The sequence below is a fragment of the Dyadobacter ginsengisoli DSM 21015 genome (genome assembly GCF_059568735.1).
Genome location: NZ_JCANTY010000003.1, coordinates 77,670 through 96,222, shown reverse-complemented (window position 1 = coordinate 96,222; position 18,553 = coordinate 77,670). Strand labels below are relative to the sequence as shown.

The following is an 18,553-nucleotide window of genomic DNA, read 5'->3' as shown; positions in this document are numbered from 1 at the left end:
ATGGCCGGTGGTGTGACTTAACAATCGTTAACAATCCGGTTTGTTACTTTTACTCACTATTTGTGTCTGACATAAAATGTTAATCAGTAACACGAAAATGAAAATCTATTTGTGGGCCTTCTTCTTGTTGAGCACAATCCTGAGCTGGCCTGCCGGTGCGGGCGAAGTCGAGGGGAATAGCCGGGCCGATCAGGTGCAGGCTGGGTATCAGGTGGGGGATGCAGTCAATAACTTTCGTTTGAAGAACACCGACGGGACCATGGTGTCCTTGTCTGATTTTAGCAATGTAAAAGGCCTGATCGTGATCTTTACGAGCAACCATTGCCCGTTTGCGAAAGCCTATGAGGACCGCATCATCGCGTTGAACGGTAAATTTGCCGGGCAGGGGTTCCCTGTGGTGGCTATTAATCCCAGCGATCCCGGGACACACCAGGACGATACTTTTGAAAAGATGAAAGAGCGGGCTGCTGCCAAGGGCTACGGCTATTCATATCTGGTAGACGATACACAGCTGGTAGCAAGAGCATTTGGTGCGAGCCGGATGCCTCAGGCTTATATCCTGCAAAAAACCGGTGCGAAATTCACCGTCCGGTATGTGGGTATGGTCGATGATAGCCCGCAAGACCCAGCTGCTGCGAGTAAGTTGTATGTGGATGAGGCGGTGTCGAACCTGATCGGCGGGAAACCGGTGGTAACGACTATTACCAAGCCGGTGGGGTGCGCCATTAAGATGAAAAACCAGTAATGTATCTCAATATCCTGATTTCATGAATAAAAAGCTAACGCTCCTCCTGTCAGTTTTTCTGCTATCAACCGGTTTTTCATATGCGCAGACCAGAAGCAAAAAATTTTCGAATGAAGGCGAATTCACGAGCAATTGTGAAGGGCCGGCAGTTGACGAAGATGGCAACGTATATGCAGTAAATTTTGCGCGGGATGGTACCATTGCACAATTGAGCAGAAAAGGGAACGCCAGCTTTTTTGTGACCTTACCCAAAGGCAGTACCGGCAATGGAATCCGGTTTGTCGATAAAAATACTTTCTACGTGGCGGATTTCACGGGGCATAATATCCTGAAAGTGGACATGATCACCAAGGATGTCTCGGTGTTTGCCAACGAGCCCAAAATGAACCAGCCTAATGACCTGGCGGTGACGGCGAAGGGGCATATTTTCTGTTCCGACCCGAACTGGAAAGAGAGTACCGGGCAAATCTGGCATGTTACGCCGGAAGGGAAAGTGAGCCTGGCTGCGGGGAACATGGGCACCACCAACGGGATCGATGTAAGCCCGGATGAAAAGAAGCTGTATGTCAATGAAAGCGTTCAGCGGAATGTTTGGGTGTTCGATCTGGCAGAGGATGGCACGCTGTCAAACAAAAAGCTCCTGCATCATTTCGAAGACGGCGGTATGGATGGAATGCGTTGCGATGTGCATGGAAATCTCTACATTACCCGCCATGGAAAGGGAGAAGTAGCAGTGCTGTCTCCCGAAGGAAAGATCATCCATACCATTCACACGATCGGAAAGAAGGTTTCCAACATCTGTTTTGGAGGCCGTAACGGGAAAACGTGCTACATCACGTTGCAGGATCGTGGCTGTCTGGAAACTTTCAAGGCACATTCCGCAGGGAGGGAATGGGCAATGATGAAGGCCTTCTCCGCCAACAAGAAAAAGTAATCCCCGTCTTTAATGTGGAATCCGCCTTGGAGGATATGGTTTGTATTTATAACTTTGTATTTCAAAGTACTTTAAATATCAAACATAATGCTGAGAAAACTGATCGATTATTTTGAAAGTAACCTCAAAGTCGCGCTCCTTGCATTTGTATCCGTTGCTGCCATGACATTATTGTCCGTTCGGATTGTGTTGCAAGGCTGGCATTTTGTCTTTTTGGCATGGAATCTTTTCCTGGCCTGGATCCCGTTACTTTTTATCAAATGGGTTTGGGAAAGAGAAAAAAAGCAAAACGCACCATTCTGGTTGCTGATGGTTTACTTGTCGGTATGGCTGTTGTTTTTTCCCAATGCTCCCTATATCATCACCGACCTGAAACATTTGCGGGGCGTGCCGGAAAGTATGATCTGGTATGATGCATTGATGATCTTCACATTCTCGCTGGCTGGCTTTCTGACAGGGCTTTACAGTATCCGCATTGTTCACCGCATTATCACGTATCGCTGGAATGAGCGGCTCGCCTGGCTCGCCGTGACAGGTTCCATGATCATGAGTGGTTTCGGTGTTTTTCTCGGGCGTTATGGACGCTGGAACAGCTGGGATATCGTAACGCAACCTGGCGCGCTGGCGAAAGGCATTTATCATAGCCTCAGAGATCCGCTGGCGATCAAACACACGCTCACGTTTTCGTTCGTGCTCATGTTGTTGTACTTTGCGTTCCATATTTTTGCCGAACTCAAACAACATGAACGGTCCCATCGATATTCTTAAAGCTATCCGGAGCTTCCGTTATGCAGGGGCAGGGGTTTACAGCCTGTTCCGTTACGAAAACAATGCGCGTATCCACCTGATGGCCTGTATAGTCGTCGTAATCGCTGGGGTGTTTTTTCAGATCTCCGGCACGGAATGGTGCCTGCTCGTTGTTCAGATCGGGCTGGTTTGGGCGGCCGAAGCGTTTAATACCGCTATCGAGAAGCTGGCAGACCTTGTTTCGGCAGATTATCATCCGGTCATCAAGGTGGTGAAGGATACGGCAGCGGCGGGAGTGTTGTTGCTCGCAGTTTCAGCGGTTATCGTAGGCGGAGTTATTTTTATCCCCAAAATCCTGCTGCTATTTTGAGCCAGCGCCGCACTCCCTGACTATTTCTGACAATTACTGACTGATATACATTTTAACGCTTATGAACCCGAAACAGGATTCTCTGCATACCTTGAACGAGATCCGCGACCTGATGGAGCGGTCGTCGAAATTTCTTTCACTCAGCGGGTTAAGCGGTGTCTTCGCAGGTATTTTTGCATTAATCGGTGCCGCTATTGCCTATGTCCGGTTCAAAACCGACTGGCTTGCCGATATATTGATGCCACTGGGTAGTTATCACGGACATTCCCGCACCGAAGTCATCCGTTTTTTGCTGGTTGACGGTATTTGCGTGCTCGTTATTTCGCTCGCCGTAGGAATTATCCTGACTGTAAGAAAGGGGCGTAAAAAGGGACTGACGCTTTGGAACGGAAGTTCTAAACGGCTGCTTGTCAGTATGCTGATCCCCCTGGCGACAGGCGGGATATTTTGCCTGGCCATGCTGCATTACGGATTCATTTGGCTCGTGTTCCCGGTTACGTTGCTTTTCTACGGCATTGCGCTCGTGAATGCAAGCCGTTTTACATACCCCGAAGTTTTTTATATGGGTATCTCCGAAATCGTCATAGGCTGCATTGCCCTTTTTCTGACCGGTTACGCCCTGATATTCTGGGCTGTCGGATTCGGCCTCCTGCATATCGTTTACGGGCTTACGATGTATAACCGGTACGAAAGGGATAAGCTGGCGACTAACAAGCCGGGCATTAAAAGTTTACTGGGGCTGATCCTGATCTGCGGTACGTTGTCGGCGCAGGCACAGCAACTGCCGACCGACAGTACGGCGGGCAGGGCAAGAAAATGGTACGATAAAGAGACTATTTATTTGCGGAATGGGAATAGTTTTGTTAAAAATAATGTCCTTTATACAGGGCAGCGAGCATTACGGAATGAATTCATGATTTCGCCCGAAGGATTAGGGCTTTATTTGCAATCAAGAAGGACGCGTAGCATTGGCCTGGTGATATCGATCGCAGGCTCTGCGGGCTCGGTCATATCGTTGCTGACAGGGAACCGGGATAATCTGAAGACTTTTTTCTGGATTTCGGTGGGTACAGGTGTCGTGGCATCGGCTCTTACCATGCAGGCCAACAATCAACGTGACCGGGCTGTATGGCTCCGTAACCGTGATGCCATGCTTTTTCTGGAAGCAAATCAATAACGGGGCGTCCGACGCTCGACGTACGCGTAATGGGGAATCTGTAATGGAGTGGTTAGAAAAGTTTAATAAAGTATTTGAAAGCAAGATCAGGCTTGGGCTCATGTCCGTGCTCGTTGTGAACGACTCCCTCAGTTTTAACGAATTGAAGGAATTGCTGCAACTCACGGACGGTAACCTGGCGTCACATTTGAAAGCATTGGAGGAGATCAAGTATGTTGAGTTCCAGAAACAGTTTCTGGGAAGAAAGCCACTGACGATCTATAAAGCCACCGACGAAGGGCATAAGGCATTCACGGAGCATTTGCAGGTGCTGGAAAATATGATCCGGCAGAATTTATAAAGGGAAATAGGGAGGAGGGAGGAAAGGAAAAGGGAGGCGCTGCTGGGCTAGCAGGCCTCCCTTTTGCTCTTTTTAACTAAATCAGAACTTCACCGGCACCGAGAAACCTACTTTGTCCCATTGGAAATCAAGGGAAGCGTCGTTGGCTGTGAAAGTGAGTTTTTCCTGTGATGTCGGGTAATTCTTGTTCGGAACGGTCACTTTCAAGATGTCTTTGCTTTTGTTTTCTTCGTATTTATAAGCACCCCACTGGCCCAGCTGGGTGTTCAGGATAATTGTCCACTCTTTCTCGTTAGGAACGGCAACTAATGTGTAGGTGCCCGCTTTTACGGCTTTGCCACCAAATGTAGCGTCTTTCTTGAAAGTAATTTCAGTGGCTTTATCGGCTCCGATCCGCCAGGGCTTGCCATAAGGTTCGAGGCTCCCGCTTCCTTCCTTGCCGAACAATACACGGCCTTTTTTAGACGGCTGACCGTATTCGATGCTCAGATTTTTACCTTCTGCGGTTACGTGCGGGCTTTGTGCGGATGCCCAGGTGAATGCGATCAGGGAAAGGAAAAGCGATAACAATGTAGTTTTCATAAACTGTGTAGAATTTAGTAATTGATTGGTGGTTAAGAATAGATTTTAACAGCAACGAAATAAGGCATTCCAAAGTTGTGAATCAAGCGGCATGTATCCGAATGGAGCAGAATAGCTACTCCGTTAACAGAGATTAACATTTGACCGGGTAAATCGGTGGTTTTAACGATTTCAGTTTATATTTGAGTAATGACTTCTGAAACAAACCCATCCGTTAGAACCCGTTTTTTCGATACCAAAATCGAATTCCTGAAAGGTGTAGGGCCGCAAAAAGCCGCATTGCTGAATCAGGAACTGAATATTTTTACCTTCGGTGATCTCATCCAGCACTATCCTTTCCGGCATGAGGACCGCAGTATTTTTCATAAAATAAGTGACCTCAAAGAAGAGCTTCCGGCGGCGCAGATCAAAGGCCGGCTGCGGGAATTTTCGGTCATCGGCGAAGGTAACAAAAAAAGGTTGGTAGGTCAGTTTCAGGACGGCACGGGTTATTTGGACCTCGTGTGGTTCCAGAGCATCGCCTGGTACGAGAAATGGTTGAAACGCGGCGGGGAATATATCGTTTACGGAAACCCCGTGCTTTTCGGCGGGAAGTGGAGTATTACCCATCCGGAAATAGAGGTACTCACGCAAGAAAATGCGACGGCAGGCTATTGGCAACCCATTTATCCCCTCACCGAAAAGCTGCGCAAGAAGTTTCTCGATAGCAAGGCTTTGAGTAAAATGGTGCGCAGCCTGCTCGAAATCGCGCACCCGCATATCCGCGAAACGCTGCCTGCACCCCTGGTTGAGAAATACAGGCTTGTTTCCAAAGCGCAGGCCCTCTGGCATTTTCATTTGCCGCAGGATGCCCGCACGCTTCATCAGGCCCAGCGGCGTCTGAAGTTCGAAGAGCTGTTCTATAACCAGTTCAGGCTGATCAAGAACAAGCTGCTGCACAAGACGGAGTACCCGGGCCTTGTATTTGAGAAAACATTACTGGTAAAAGAGTTCTACGAGCAGCATTTGCCTTTTAAGCTCACGGGCGCGCAAATACGCGTATTGCACGAGATCCACGAAGACCTCAAAACCGGTAGGCAAATGAACCGGCTTCTGCAGGGCGATGTAGGATCCGGCAAAACGATCGTCGCGTTCATTACCATGCTCTTTGCACTGGACAACGACGCACAGGCCTGTCTCATGGCACCCACCGAAATCCTGACCGACCAGCATTATCAGGGACTCAAAAAGTTTGCGGACCTGCTCGGCGTCAATATCGCCAAGCTTACCGGTTCTACGAAGAAAAAGGAGCGAGAGGTCATACACCGCGAGTTGCTGAACGGGACTTTACATATTATTGTCGGCACGCACGCATTGATTGAGGATGCAGTGCAATTTAAAAACCTGGGCCTTTGCATTATCGATGAGCAGCACCGCTTCGGCGTGGCACAACGGGCGAAGCTTTGGGCTAAGAACGCACGCATTAACCCGCATATGCTTGTAATGACCGCCACGCCAATACCCAGGACGCTGGCTATGACGCTATACGGGGATCTGGACATTTCAGCGATCAATGAGCTCCCGGCAGGGCGTAAGCCGATTAAAACGGTACACCGCTACGATGCACACCGGGCATCGGTGTTTGGCTTTTTAAAAGAGGAAATTGCCAAAGGCAGGCAGATATACATGGTTTATCCGCTGATAGAGGAGTCCGAGAAAATGGATCTTAAAGACCTGATGGACGGTTATGAAAGCGTTGCGCGCTCGTTTCCGGGTGTGCCGCTGAGTATTGTACATGGTAAAATGCGGTCGCAGGATAAGGATTTTGAAATGGGGCGTTTTGTGAGGGGAGAAGCCAAGATTATGGTCGCGACGACGGTCATAGAGGTAGGTGTGAATGTTCCAAATGCATCGGTGATGGTGATCGAGAACGCGGAACGCTTCGGATTGTCACAATTACACCAGTTGCGGGGAAGGGTAGGTCGGGGTGCCGAACAGTCGTATTGCGTCCTGATGACCGACTACAAACTCAGCAAGGACACTAAACTGAGGATTGAAACCATGTGTCGTACCAACGATGGTTTTGAAATTGCAGAGGTGGATCTGCAATTGAGAGGTCCCGGGGATATCTCAGGAACGCAGCAGAGTGGTCTGGTTGATTTGCTGGTAGCTAACCTCGCGCAGGACGGCGAAATTTTGAAAGCAGCGAGGAACTCGGCAGAGGAAATACTGACCGCGGATCCTGATCTGCTCCAGCAGGTTCATCACCCCATACGGCAGCATCTCGAAAATCTGCGCAAGGAGGAAACCAACTGGAGCCGGATCAGTTAGTCATCAAGGTTTTATTTCATAGATTTCGCTGGAAAACTCGAATGTCTGCGGGCGGGTTACGTGCAATGCGGCCCCTAGTGATGTGGCGTACGGGAGATCGGTCGCATACACTTTATGGTTGGGGTACTGACGCGCCAGAATCCGGGTAAATATTTCATTCCGGGCAAAGCCGCCGTCTACATAAATAGCGTGTACATCATTGATATTGACGAGGTTCAGAGAGACAAAAAGCAACTCACTTAAACCTTTGATCAAATGATGATAAGCCGCTTCTGCCGAGGAGAAAGCGCTGATCTGCCATTCCTGGGTGTTTGGTTCAGGGAAAGGACCATTGCCGGTCATACAGGCGGTATAGAATTTCGGTGTATCCGCTTTCAGGATTTCTTCATCAAATGCTACGCTTTTGTAAAAATCGGGCGCAACATTGAAATACTCCACAATGCGTGCCACCTGATAATCGTGCTCACGCCCCATAAACAGCCTTGACGCCGTAACCCCGCTGCCTTCCGGTGTCAGGTAGTTCATACAATCACGTTCCAGTTGATAGGAAGTAAGCGGTTTGGAAGCGAATGAGTTGAAATTGATGCACCATGTACCGGTCGAGAGCAGTACAAATGGCTTTTTGACGGCCATCCGGTAGGGAATCAATGCCGAGGAGCTATCGTGTAGCCCGAAGCCCGACTGAATGCCCTTATCGCCATGGCGGTAAATGAACGACGACGAAGCCAGCACCGGGGCTAGTTTTTTATGAATACCTTCCTGCTTCACCCACTCGTGGTAGTCCCACATTTCGAAGCTCCACAAAGCCGTATGGCAGCCCAGCGAGGTATAATCGCTTACCTTGCGGCCTGTGAGCAGGTACAGAATATATTGGGGTAAATGTAATGTCGTGGCAATCTGATTGTAGATCTCCGGCCTGGTGTATTTGAGCCAGTATAACTGCATTCCTGAGTTAAGCATGCCCATAGCAGGAGAACCGGTCTGCAGGGAAATACGGGTCGGGTCGCCGTAAGTGCTGTAAAACTGCTTTAAAAGGTCTTCCGGGAATGGTTTCAGGTAAGAGTAGAGCGGGGTAAGCGGGCGATTAGAGGCATCGAGGTGTACGAGGCTGGCGCCGTAGCCAGCTACATTCACAGCTTTGATATCGTATCTGGGATCGGCCAAGAGCTCTGTCCAGCGATCTTGTACCCATTTGGTCAACAGCTCACAATCTTCGGTAGGAAAGCCGTCTTCGTCAACTGTTTCGGGAAGGGATTCTGAAAATTCGTGAACGATATTATACTTTTCGTCAAAAAGTACATACTTCTTATTGGTCCTGCCAATGTCAAAAACCGCTGTTACTTTCATTATGAGAATATCACTTTTTTACCCGGAAATGTATTTTTTCGGTCAATATAGTGACTTTACGTTAAAACCTATACCCTTATCTGTTGTTTTAAAATCTTTATCAAAAACCACCTGGAGCAGGATACTTTTACACTGATTTTTCCAGGATGGGGCGGAATACTTTCGTCCATCTTTTGTAACCTTCCTCGTTCATATGGAGGCTGTCACCCAGGAAGATAGCGCTATCGGGGCGGCCATTTTTAAGCATTACAGGCCACACGTCGATGTAATGATGGTTCTTGTCCTTTCTGATGAAATCCTGGATCAGTTTGTTCGCCTTGATCACATCTTCGCGTTTCGCCCAGCGCGAGGGGGACGGTTTGAGTGACACACCGTAGAGCTGCACATCGGGTTGCTTTTCCCTGATCTTCTTAACCAACGTAACATATGCATCCCTTACCTGCTCAGGTGACTTAGCTTTTTTGCCAAACATGTCGTTTTCGCAGTAAATGACGATCGTTTTGGCCTTATACTTGGTCACGGCGCGGTCGGCATAGTAAATTACCTCGGGAAGGGTCGAACCGCCAAACCCGCGATTGATAATCGGCAGCGGTGCGAGATCCTTCGCTGCACTCTGCCATTTGGTAAATGAAGAACTCCCAGTGAATACAATTCCGCCTGGTGCAGGCATTTGCTCGGCATCCTTTTTCTCGAATTCAAGGATCGCATTCTCTGAGCGGTTCACCGGATAATCGGGCTCCCAGGGGTCGGCAAGGTTGGAAGTTTGGGGTTTATGACAAGCGCCGAATGCGGCGATGAGGAGAATCAGAAGGTGTTTTTTCATTACAAAATAAAAGTGGATATGGCCTTAAAAGCCATATCCACGGGGTTTTTAATGTGTATAATTTAAAATTTTGCTTCCCGAAAAACCGACCCTAGTCCCGAAAGAAGTACCGCAGGCCCAGGGAGACGCTTGGAAGGGTGATCGTCGGCGACAATTTGTAATTGAAGGTGTTGTAATCACTTTTGAAACCGGTATCCAGATTTTCACTTTTGCTGGTGGTATACCCTACCGAAAAGAGGTCCGCGAAGCCGAGCGAACCGGTAAGCCACCAGCGTTCGTTCAAGGTGTAATATGCCCCGGCCGAAACGCTGAAAGGTAAAGTGAACGTGTGAGCCCGCTGTTCGGTAACGCCATTGGATGTGTCGTATGTTTTAGCGTAAGAATAGGTTACGTCGATACCAGGACCGCCAAATACCCCGAATTTGTCGCTAAAATGTTTGTAGTACTGCCAGAAATAGCCCGCACTTGCTCCGAATTGTTTTATGCCACTATCTCTTTCCCTGTTGCTATTCGTATAAACGGCTGACTTACCCCCGCCCAGCGAGGTTCCCAGGTTCCATCCCCGGGCCATATTCTGCGTTTTGAATTTACCGAAACTTGCATTGAGGTTATACCCGTAACCATTGCTCGATGCAGAGCGGTCGGGGTTATCGGTTGAAAAATTGATACCGGCAGTAGCTGATACAAACCGTTTGCCTTCATATTGTGCAAATGCTGCAGTGATCGAACATGCAACAAGAAGCCATGTAAATAACGTCTTTTTCATTTTCGATTCAGTTTGATTTTGTGAGATACCATGAAGCCCTGATGCTGAAATACTGTTGGATGTTGGACGTGAAGCCAGCATTGATGCCGAAAGAGTTAGAGCTGGGGAAGTTGGAATACAGCAGGTTGAACGACAGTACATTTACATCCGCTTCCAGCGCAAAGCGCGGTGTGACCCGGTACACAATGCCTGGCAGGATATAAGCACCTGCGGCAAAGCCGTCGTCATGGTCCTTCTCGCTATTGGTGGTCTTGTCCGTGCTCCTGATGTAAGTGAAGTTAAGTCCAGGTTGCAGGAATATGGCCCATTTGGGGTTCAGCGATTTGTACCGCCGGATAAACGGTGAAAGCGTCAAGCTCATGTAGTTGTCATGGGCTTCTAAATCGGAGTTTGTATTTTTCTGACTTCTCTTACTGAAATTGAAATAGGGGCTCAAACGCAAACCCAGCATGGTATTGTCCTTGGTGAACTTCCCGAACTGAATGGCGGGACTTAGACTATGGTTGTTGAATTTAAAAGTACCATAGTCTGAGTCTGCCTTTTGGGTTTGCAATGATCCCCCCAAACTGATCGTGGTACCCCAGTGCTTCGTCCCTTTCTCAAACTGGGCTTCTGCTTTTCCTGCCAGCAACAGCATTCCCGGCAGTAACAATAGAAAATGTTTTTTCATGGTATTGTTAATTAATATGCAGAAGCAATTTACATACGTTTATGTAACCGCATAACTATTTAGGTTAATTTAACAAAAAAGAAGCAGCCAATGCGCTTGACTGCTTCTAAGAATTACCGATACCAAATTTAACCTAACAATCTTTAATGCTGTAAGCTAAAAGCTGTATGCTTTATGCTGTATTGGGGATCTATGGCCTATCGCTTATAGCGTATTGCTTAAAGCTATAAGCCTAAAATACTCCTTGCCAATTGCCCTGGCGATAGTATTGCAGCAATCTTTGCTGCATCATGTAGTCATATTTTGCCTGAATAGCGATGCTCTGTGCCTGGGCGAGTTTTGCTTTGGAGAGGGTGTATTCGAATATACTCGCTACCCCTGCATTGAACTTGCTTTCGACCACGGCGAATGCTGCTGCCAGCGATTCGACCTGGCCTTCCGCTGCTGCGTGCTTGTCGGCCAGGGTGGTAAGGTTCAGCACGGCGGCTTCGATGGATTGCCGTAGCTGCTGGTTGGCGATATCCAGCGTATTTTGTGCCTGGCGTTCCTGCACTTTGGCCAGCTCTACACGCGGCCGGGTTACCCAGCGACCCATGATCGGGATATTCAGGCCGAGGTTGATATAACCGCCACGGGTTGAATTCAGTTGCTTGAAATAATCGAAGTTATTGTTTGTGGAATAGAATGCCCGCACATTGGTATTCAGGTTCAGAGACGGATAATTCAATGCCTTAATAGACTTAACGAGGTATTTGTAGCTCTGGCGGTTCAGCTCGGCGCTACGGATTTCCGGAAAAGTCTTAATGGCATTTTCGTACAACTCAGTCGAATTGGCCACGGTGGGCACCGCATTTTCCTTGGGTAGTAGCGGCTCGAATTCTACATTGTCGTCGGGCGTGATATTGATTCGCTGGAACAATGCGAGGCGTGCGGTGCGGTAATTGCTGAGTGCTGTTACCTGCAGGTATTTGTCGTTGGCAAGCTGGGCTTTGATTTCGGCGAAAAGATTATTTCCCGCTGTCCCTGCATTCACCTGTTTCTGCACCTTATCCACTTGTTGTTGTGATGAAGCTACCTGCTGGTCTGCGGCTTCAAGCAATGCTTTTGTCGCAAGCACATTGACATACCCCTGCATGAGCAGTACGGTTTGGGCATTCAGCACCGCGGTGCGGTTTTCCATGGCTGACTCTTTGAGCAGGGTGCCCTGGCGGGTTTGGTTTTGCAGCTTGCCTCCCTGATAAACCGGCATCTGGAACCCTGTCTGAAGCGAATTATAGCTGTAAAGCTGATCTATATACGTATTGGTGTACTGGTCGATACTCCGGCCGAGATTCAAACTTTGGTCAGCCGTAATATAGATCTGCGGGAGGATCTGGGATTTTGTCTGTCGCAACTGTGCCTGCGCTGCTTCCGCCTGTAAAGTGCCTTGCTGATAGATCAGGTTGTTCTTTGCCAGCAGGTCCACGCATTCTGCGAGACTGAGTTTGGTTTGGGCCTGCCCGAGAAGCGGTAAAAGGCAAAAAAGTAAAATAAAACGTTTCATGGCTAATAGAATGAGTTAGGTTATGCCAGCCAGCCGTCCTTCAAGCGTACGATGCGGTTACCAAATCCGGCATTGGTTTCTGAATGGGTGACCTGCACGATCGTGACTTTGTCTTCCTGGTTGAGTTTTTGAAATAATTCCATGATCTCGATCGCCTGTTCCGAATGAAGGTTCCCGGTGGGTTCATCGGCAAAAATTACTTTCGGGTTGTGTACGATCGCGCGGGCTACACCTACGAGCTGCTGCTGCCCGCCGGAAAGCTGGTGCGGGAAAAGATCCTTTTTCGCCACCATATTGAAGCGGTCCAGTAATTCCGCTACACGGCTTTTGCGTTCAGACGATCCGGTCCCTTTGTATAACAGAGGCGTTTCGATGTTTTCATATACGGTCAGCTCATCGATCAGGTGGTAGGCCTGGAATACAAAACCGATGTGGTGACGGTGTAATTCGGTACGCTTTTTCTCGGACAATTTTTGAACCGGCTCGTCGAGAAAGAGATATTCTCCTTCCGATGGTTCTTCCAATAAGCCGAGGATATGTAACAGAGTGGATTTGCCTGATCCGGACGGACCCATGATCGAGATAAATTCACCTTCTTTGATATTCAGATCAATGTGACGCAAAACATATGTCTTGCCAAAACCTGCGGGATAGTACTTTGATATTTTTTCTAACTGGATCATAAAAAATTGGGTTTGAGATTTGCGGTCTAATTACGGACAACCCGCTTTAAAATCAAATGCTGACCGGCATCTCGTATGCCAAACCTGGTTTAAAAAGGCTTGCCAAAATCATAATGCATTGATTATCATTGCATATTGAATGTGTTTCCAAATGATTACGTCCGATAGCGCACACATTTTGTACGCTATCGGACGGTCAGGATCGGGTAGTTGGCGAAACCCGCTTATCTATTCCGAACGGAGTGCGAGCACGGGATCAGCGGCCGCAGCCCGGAGCCCCTGCATATATACCGTGACCATCGCGATAGCCAGCGCAGCGCCACCCGACACCAGGGATATCCACCAGGCTATGCCGGCATGGTAGGCAAAATTTTCCAACCATTTTTGCATCAGATAATGTCCCGCAGGCAAAGCGATGACTATGGAGAGTGAAATGATTTTAATGAAAGTCCTGGAAAACAACAGGGCGATTTCGGGACCCGAGGCACCTAGCGCAATACGGATGCCTGTTTCGCGACGGCGCTGCGCAATGGCGAGATGCGCCAGTCCGAACAAGCCCAGACTGCATATGACGATGGCGATCGCGGTCACCAGCGTGATAATGCGCTGCCATCGCATTTCCATCGCATAGGCCCTTGCATTGCTGTCGCTCAGGAATGCATAGTTGAAAACAGCATCGGGAAGCAGTTTTTTGAATGTTCTTTCCAGTTTCTGAATGGTCTGTTGCTGGTCCTTCTGTGCGATCTTGATCCACAGGGCACTTCCGTCATAGTGCGTGCTCATCGGCATCACCATGGGGCCGATCTGCTCCTTTAAAGAGTTGTAATGGAAATCATCGACTACGCCAATGATGGTAAAAGGCGCTTTGCCAAAATAGGAGTCCGGGAGAAGGGTGGACCCGATTGGGTTTTTTAAACCTGCTTTTTTGACAAAAGCCTCATTCACCAAAACACCGGACTCGCTATCGGCTCCAAACTCCGGTGAAAAATTCCGACCGGACCGGAATCGCATTTCCAGCATAGGTGCGTAGTGGGTATCGATAGTACGGACGAAGCTCAGGAACTTCCGTCCATTGACCTCTACATCCCGGCTACCAAACTCCCCTGCGAGCGAAATAGCGCGGATCTCCCGGTCATAGGCGAGCTCGTGTCTGAATCGGGCCGTGATGTTCTGCACATCGCGTACGCCCTGGATATCAATTTTCAGGACCTGGTCAGGATTATACCCCAGACTTTTGGAACGGATAAAATGCATTTGCCTGTAAAAAACAAGACTCGAGATACCCAGTAGAATAGCCGCCGCAAACTGGACAACCATTAATATCTTACCGAGTGGGTTCCGGGAGGATAATCCCTGTTTTTGAGATAATGTCGCAATGGGGGTGAGCCTGGAAAGTAGCCAGGCAGGATAAAATGCCGCGCAGAGCATATTGGCCAGGAAAATCCCCGCCAGCCAGGTTAGTAGCGCGGGCGTAAAAATCTGGGAATAATGTATCTGTTTTTGAGCCAGTTGATTAAATGCCGGAAGGAGCGAGCAGGCAAGCAGGATGGCCAGCAACATTGCTGCGGTAACAGCGAGGGCTGATTCTCCCATGAACTGGACAATAATTCCTGTACGCCCGCCTCCGGTTGCTTTCCGGATACCCACTTCCTTCGCCCGCTTCATGGATGAGGCAATCGTGAGGTTGATAAAGTTGATGCTAGCCATCAGCAGGATAAAGGCAGCAATGCCGAGAAAAATGTAGGAATAAACGGACCGGCTTCCATTTACAATACCCGATTCGCCGTTCTGGTTGGCGATTTCCTGTGGATTAAAATGGATATCGGTCATGTTTTGTAGTCCATAGGTGATTGGGGAAGCTTCCGGGTTTTCCTTGCGCTGGGTTTGAGAAAGGGATGATGCAATGCGGTTGAATCCGAGTGTTACATCGCCTGGTTTGGTATCGGAGCGAAGCACCAGAAATGTACCCAGGTAAGCATTCAGCCAACTGGTGTCGTCAAAAGAAACCTTCATAAATTCGAAGGGAAACAGAATATCAAACTGTATGGACGAATGCGACGGAGGATCTTCTGCCACCCCGGCGATCACCAATGGTTTACCGATGCGCATTGCCGACGGATCCGCATCCATCTCCAGTATTTCGCCTGTGACGTCCGTGCGGCCAAAGAATTTGAGCGCAGTTTTCCGGGTGATCACTACCGAATTGATGTTTTGTAACGCAGTTCGGGAATCGCCATCCAGCAGGGGGAATGTAAAAACATTAAAAAAGGAGCTGTCCACAAACAGTAATTGCAGTTTGAACGCGTCATGCCCATGCCGCACGTCCCCGAAGATTTCGCCGCCCATCACCCGTGTGTAATGCAGGATCCCGGGTATTTGCGCCTGAAATGCCGGGCCCTGTACCTGTCCTGTGCCACCGGTAGTGACGATCTGGCCGTGGTCCCGGTAAGTGCTGGTAATGCGGTAGAGGTTCGGATTGTTTTGATGAAAATGGTCAAAACTCCGTTCGTCGGTGATATATAGGGCTGCAAAAAGGACGCAGCACGTACCGGTAGCCAACCCGATGATATTGATAGAAGCGTACAGCTTTGCCTGCCAGAGCTGACGCCCGGCAATTTTCAGAAAAATTTTGAACATGTTTTTTCAGGAATGGACTTCCATTTTGTAGCCAACACCGTGAATAGCGGTGATTTTGATAAGCGGATCGGGGACTAGCATTTTACGGAGGCGGGAAACGAATACATCGACGCTACGACCTACGGTGACCCCTTCGTCCTCCCATACTGATTTCAGGATCGTATCGCGTTCCAGAACCTGGTTGGTGTTCCTGGCGAAAAGTGCCAGTAGCTTGGCTTCCCGGTAGGTCAGCGTCTGCGTGGTTGTTCCGGTGTGGAGTGTCTGGTTGGTGATGTCGAGCCACGAATCGCCGAAGGTAAGCCGGGGAGTGATTGCGGGCGTAACTTGGGAAACGGGCGTTTTTTTATGTCGTGACCTGTTCCATACAATAAAACTGACACCTGCGGCGGTGATGCCCAACGTGAGAAGAATCCAATTGTTCCCCGCCGTTTTTGGAGCCTCCGTCTCTGGCGTAAACCTGATCTGCAGGGTATAGCAGCCGTCATCGTGGGTGCGGCTTTTGCAGGGTACGCCATCCGGCTGGGCCAGGTCCATAAGCTGGTAGCCCAATACGACTTCACTACTTCCGCAACGGGTCACCAGGACGTTGTAGGTGCGATCTATGCGGTGCATCTGCAGCGACTCCTGTAAGGTTTCCGGAAGCTTGTCGTAATCGAACATATGCTCCATCCGCACTGAAAACGTATGGGCGTCGGTTTGCTGGACCGGCGGAATCTGAGAAAGCGAATCACCGCTGGCCATCAGCAGGCGATGTGCAGTCCGACGGAGGGCGAGGTTGACATTCTCTGAGAAACGGATGGCATCGTTATTGGCCATGGTAACGCTTCCAGGGCCTATCAGGAGGCTCAACAAACCCATTAATGCCAGAATCAGATTTGAATTGCGCATAGCAGACCGAATGCTTCTTTCAAATTTACGGAATTTCAACAATTGTCCTTTTTTCCGGTCCAGTTAAAGTACCAATTAAACGGCGGAACGATCTGATTGCTTCTCACGATAATGGATCGCCTCGCGTGTTTGTCATTCTGACTGGCGGGATCTATGATCAGCTCGTCGCCCGCACGGGCCGCTTTGAGTACTTCCGCTATTTCATATTGAGAAACTGCGTGATTGTGCGCATACGCCTGTGCATCCACGATCATGCCATCCCGCCTGAGATAGACGTAAAAAGGGATAACCTGCCGGTCGTTGGACGATGTGGTGTTTTGGTGAAGTGAAATAATCCCACGGCTGACGCCCAAAAGCTGTTCGGTTCTGATGGTTTTTCCATTCAGCAGCAAGGTAACGTTACGGACGGAATCGTCGGATTTCGGCAAAGCGACCGATGCGTGTAAAGTGCACAGCAGGAATAACGCCGGAATCAGTTGCAGGAATTTGGCTTTCATAATTTTGATTTTTTTAAGAATGAAGTTCCTCTACAACCCAAAATTATTGGTCGCATTACAGGGCCGGTCATCACGCCTGTAAAACATTGTAAACAAAATGTAAAACATTGAATGGGGGATTGTTAAAGCAGTTAATGGTAGTCCGGAAGGATTTTGCATTAATTTTTGATTAAAGCAGAACATTATGGCCGATTCCGGATGTTAGCTTTTTGTAACACCACAGATACTGCATTGAAAACAGTAGCATCCAACGACCCGTACGCGGCACTCCGCTATTCCGACTTCCGCTTTTTTATATCGAACACCTTTCTTTTTTCAGCTACGATCCTGATCCAGGAAGTCATTGTCGGATACGAACTGTATAAAATGACGCACGATCCACTGGCGCTGGGACTGGTTGGCTTGGCGGAAGTAGTACCGTTTATTGCTACCTCTATTTTTGGGGGGTATGTGGCGGATCAGAAGAATAAGATCACGATCATGCACATTAGCCTGGTGGTAATTCTGCTGGGTTCGGTAATTCTGTATACGGCTTTTCAGCCCTCGATTTACAATGCGCTGAGTCAGACCCAACATCTGGTAGTCATTTATTCCGTGTTTGCGCTCATCGGTTTTGCAAAGGGATTTTATTCCCCGGCGTCCAGCTCATTAAAGCCCTTCCTGGTGCCCAGGGCTATTTATCATAATTCTTCAACATGGAGCAGCTCGTTCTGGCAAGCCGGATCGATCACCGGGCCTGCGATCGCAGGGTTTTTATACGCATTTATAGGACTGACGAATACTCTGCTGGTGGTGATCGGCAGTTTTGTCGTTTGCTGGATCTTACTGGGAATGATCAAAACAAAACCTGAATTTCCAAAGATTTCTACACCGATCCTGGAAAGCCTGAAAGAAGGGTTTCGCTTTGTTTTCAAAACCCGGATCGTATTGTATGCGATTTCGCTGGATTTATTTTCTGTTCTGTTTGGAGGGGTTGTGGCGCTCTTACCGGTGTTTGCCGAGGATATTTTGCGGGTAGGGCCGGAGGGGTTGGGATTATTGCGCGCCGCACCGTCCATCGGCTCATTATTGACGATGTTTGCCATGGCATACTACCCGCCCACGCATAATGCATGGCGCAATATGCTGGTGGCCGTGGCCGGTTTCGGAATATTTACGATCGTTTTTGCAGTCTCAACCAGTTTTATGCTGTCCTGTGCGGCACTTTTTGCCACCGGGGTTTTCGATAGTGTCAGCGTAATCGTACGTCAGACGATCCTGCAAATTTATCCGCCCGACGAAATGCGGGGTCGGGTGGCGGCAGTCAATGGCATATTCGTCAGCTCCTCCAACGAGCTGGGTGCCTTCGAGTCCGGCGTCATGGCCAAGGCGTTCGGCACTGTCCCGTCTGTGATGATGGGAGGCGTTTTGACGATTGTCGTCGTGACCTGGATCTATTTGAGGTCGAAGGACTTGTTTTCGGTCAGGTTGAGTTAGCCGTTTTTATTTTATCAG

At 48.9% G+C, this 18,553-nt stretch carries 18 protein-coding genes; 8 read left to right on the top strand and 10 right to left on the bottom strand.

Annotated elements, in window-relative coordinates; genetic code table 11:
- Positions 1 to 97 precede the first annotated feature (97 nt).
- The 6 genes from BP71_RS11275 to BP71_RS11250 all read left to right on the top strand — a co-directional run bounded on the left by BP71_RS11275 (position 98) and on the right by BP71_RS11250 (position 4,313).
- The gene (locus tag BP71_RS11275) at positions 98 to 745 is read left to right on the top strand and encodes a thioredoxin family protein (protein WP_496379174.1); all 648 of its coding nucleotides are present in this window, start codon (positions 98 to 100) and stop codon (positions 743 to 745) included.
- A gap of 22 nt (positions 746 to 767) precedes the next feature.
- Positions 768 to 1,679, top strand: coding sequence for an SMP-30/gluconolactonase/LRE family protein (locus tag BP71_RS11270; protein ID WP_496379172.1), 912 nt, complete (start codon positions 768 to 770; stop codon positions 1,677 to 1,679).
- Positions 1,680 to 1,766: 87 nt separating this feature from the next.
- Entirely contained in the window at positions 1,767 to 2,447 is a 681-nt protein-coding gene (locus BP71_RS11265) for a DUF1361 domain-containing protein (protein ID WP_496379170.1), read from the top strand.
- Complete coding sequence (locus BP71_RS11260) at positions 2,422 to 2,796, top strand: diacylglycerol kinase family protein (RefSeq protein ID WP_496379168.1); 375 nt, start codon at positions 2,422 to 2,424, stop codon at positions 2,794 to 2,796. Before BP71_RS11265 ends, BP71_RS11260 begins: the two co-directional genes overlap by 26 nt.
- 61 nt (positions 2,797 to 2,857) lie before the next feature.
- Positions 2,858 to 3,973: a hypothetical protein gene (locus BP71_RS11255; protein ID WP_496379166.1), complete on the top strand. Its 1,116-nt coding sequence runs from the start codon at positions 2,858 to 2,860 to the stop codon at positions 3,971 to 3,973.
- A gap of 43 nt (positions 3,974 to 4,016) precedes the next feature.
- Positions 4,017 to 4,313, top strand: a complete 297-nt coding sequence (locus BP71_RS11250) for a winged helix-turn-helix domain-containing protein (protein ID WP_295932762.1) — start codon at positions 4,017 to 4,019, stop codon at positions 4,311 to 4,313.
- Positions 4,314 to 4,394: 81 nt separating this feature from the next.
- On the opposite strand, the gene BP71_RS11245 is transcribed toward BP71_RS11250, so the two are convergent.
- Positions 4,395 to 4,895, bottom strand: a complete 501-nt coding sequence (locus tag BP71_RS11245) for a DUF2911 domain-containing protein (RefSeq protein ID WP_496379164.1) — start codon at positions 4,893 to 4,895, stop codon at positions 4,395 to 4,397.
- 189 nt (positions 4,896 to 5,084) lie between these two features.
- Here BP71_RS11245 and recG point away from each other — a divergent pair, with 189 nt between their 5' ends.
- Positions 5,085 to 7,205, top strand: coding sequence for an ATP-dependent DNA helicase RecG (gene recG, locus BP71_RS11240; protein ID WP_496379162.1), 2,121 nt, complete (start codon positions 5,085 to 5,087; stop codon positions 7,203 to 7,205).
- Positions 7,206 to 7,208: 3 nt separating this feature from the next.
- On the opposite strand, the gene BP71_RS11235 is transcribed toward recG, so the two are convergent.
- The 9 genes from BP71_RS11235 to BP71_RS11195 all read right to left on the bottom strand — a co-directional run bounded on the left by BP71_RS11235 (position 7,209) and on the right by BP71_RS11195 (position 17,059).
- On the bottom strand, positions 7,209 to 8,552 hold the full coding sequence (locus BP71_RS11235) for an FGGY-family carbohydrate kinase (protein WP_496379160.1): 1,344 nt from the start codon (positions 8,550 to 8,552) through the stop codon (positions 7,209 to 7,211).
- Between the two features lie 127 nt (positions 8,553 to 8,679).
- Positions 8,680 to 9,375, bottom strand: coding sequence for a GDSL-type esterase/lipase family protein (locus BP71_RS11230; protein WP_496379158.1), 696 nt, complete (start codon positions 9,373 to 9,375; stop codon positions 8,680 to 8,682).
- A gap of 91 nt (positions 9,376 to 9,466) precedes the next feature.
- On the bottom strand, positions 9,467 to 10,141 hold the full coding sequence (locus BP71_RS11225) for a putative outer membrane beta-barrel protein (protein WP_496379156.1): 675 nt from the start codon (positions 10,139 to 10,141) through the stop codon (positions 9,467 to 9,469).
- Between the two features lie 7 nt (positions 10,142 to 10,148).
- Complete coding sequence (locus BP71_RS11220; protein WP_496379154.1) at positions 10,149 to 10,811, bottom strand: hypothetical protein; 663 nt, start codon at positions 10,809 to 10,811, stop codon at positions 10,149 to 10,151.
- 232 nt (positions 10,812 to 11,043) lie between these two features.
- A complete protein-coding gene (locus tag BP71_RS11215) occupies positions 11,044 to 12,354 on the bottom strand; it encodes a TolC family protein (RefSeq protein ID WP_496379152.1) in 1,311 nt (436 codons plus the stop codon).
- A 20-nt stretch (positions 12,355 to 12,374) separates the two neighbouring features.
- A complete protein-coding gene (locus BP71_RS11210; protein ID WP_496379150.1) occupies positions 12,375 to 13,037 on the bottom strand; it encodes an ABC transporter ATP-binding protein in 663 nt (220 codons plus the stop codon).
- Positions 13,038 to 13,265: 228 nt separating this feature from the next.
- Complete coding sequence (locus tag BP71_RS11205; RefSeq protein ID WP_496379148.1) at positions 13,266 to 15,674, bottom strand: ABC transporter permease; 2,409 nt, start codon at positions 15,672 to 15,674, stop codon at positions 13,266 to 13,268.
- 6 nt (positions 15,675 to 15,680) lie between these two features.
- Positions 15,681 to 16,562, bottom strand: a complete 882-nt coding sequence (locus tag BP71_RS11200) for a winged helix-turn-helix domain-containing protein (protein WP_496379146.1) — start codon at positions 16,560 to 16,562, stop codon at positions 15,681 to 15,683.
- Positions 16,563 to 16,597: 35 nt separating this feature from the next.
- Complete coding sequence (locus BP71_RS11195; RefSeq protein ID WP_496379144.1) at positions 16,598 to 17,059, bottom strand: hypothetical protein; 462 nt, start codon at positions 17,057 to 17,059, stop codon at positions 16,598 to 16,600.
- A 231-nt stretch (positions 17,060 to 17,290) separates the two neighbouring features.
- On the opposite strand from BP71_RS11195, the gene BP71_RS11190 reads away from it, so the two are divergent.
- The gene (locus BP71_RS11190) at positions 17,291 to 18,535 is read left to right on the top strand and encodes an MFS transporter (protein ID WP_496379142.1); all 1,245 of its coding nucleotides are present in this window, start codon (positions 17,291 to 17,293) and stop codon (positions 18,533 to 18,535) included.
- Positions 18,536 to 18,553: the final 18 nt, after the last annotated feature.

Bases quoted from the DNA above. Each gene is read 5' to 3' on its own strand.
- BP71_RS11275 (WP_496379174.1), top strand. From the start codon at position 98: ATGAAAATCTATTTGTGGGCCTTCTTCTTGTTGAGCACAATCCTGAGC.
- BP71_RS11270 (WP_496379172.1), top strand. From the start codon at position 768: ATGAATAAAAAGCTAACGCTCCTCCTGTCAGTTTTTCTGCTATCAACC.
- BP71_RS11265 (WP_496379170.1), top strand. From the start codon at position 1,767: ATGCTGAGAAAACTGATCGATTATTTTGAAAGTAACCTCAAAGTCGCG.
- BP71_RS11260 (WP_496379168.1), top strand. From the start codon at position 2,422: ATGAACGGTCCCATCGATATTCTTAAAGCTATCCGGAGCTTCCGTTAT.
- BP71_RS11255 (WP_496379166.1), top strand. From the start codon at position 2,858: ATGAACCCGAAACAGGATTCTCTGCATACCTTGAACGAGATCCGCGAC.
- BP71_RS11250 (WP_295932762.1), top strand. From the start codon at position 4,017: ATGGAGTGGTTAGAAAAGTTTAATAAAGTATTTGAAAGCAAGATCAGG.
- BP71_RS11245 (WP_496379164.1), bottom strand. From the start codon at position 4,895: ATGAAAACTACATTGTTATCGCTTTTCCTTTCCCTGATCGCATTCACC.
- recG (WP_496379162.1), top strand. From the start codon at position 5,085: ATGACTTCTGAAACAAACCCATCCGTTAGAACCCGTTTTTTCGATACC.
- BP71_RS11235 (WP_496379160.1), bottom strand. From the start codon at position 8,552: ATGAAAGTAACAGCGGTTTTTGACATTGGCAGGACCAATAAGAAGTAT.
- BP71_RS11230 (WP_496379158.1), bottom strand. From the start codon at position 9,375: ATGAAAAAACACCTTCTGATTCTCCTCATCGCCGCATTCGGCGCTTGT.
- BP71_RS11225 (WP_496379156.1), bottom strand. From the start codon at position 10,141: ATGAAAAAGACGTTATTTACATGGCTTCTTGTTGCATGTTCGATCACT.
- BP71_RS11220 (WP_496379154.1), bottom strand. From the start codon at position 10,811: ATGAAAAAACATTTTCTATTGTTACTGCCGGGAATGCTGTTGCTGGCA.
- BP71_RS11215 (WP_496379152.1), bottom strand. From the start codon at position 12,354: ATGAAACGTTTTATTTTACTTTTTTGCCTTTTACCGCTTCTCGGGCAG.
- BP71_RS11210 (WP_496379150.1), bottom strand. From the start codon at position 13,037: ATGATCCAGTTAGAAAAAATATCAAAGTACTATCCCGCAGGTTTTGGC.
- BP71_RS11205 (WP_496379148.1), bottom strand. From the start codon at position 15,674: ATGTTCAAAATTTTTCTGAAAATTGCCGGGCGTCAGCTCTGGCAGGCA.
- BP71_RS11200 (WP_496379146.1), bottom strand. From the start codon at position 16,562: ATGCGCAATTCAAATCTGATTCTGGCATTAATGGGTTTGTTGAGCCTC.
- BP71_RS11195 (WP_496379144.1), bottom strand. From the start codon at position 17,059: ATGAAAGCCAAATTCCTGCAACTGATTCCGGCGTTATTCCTGCTGTGC.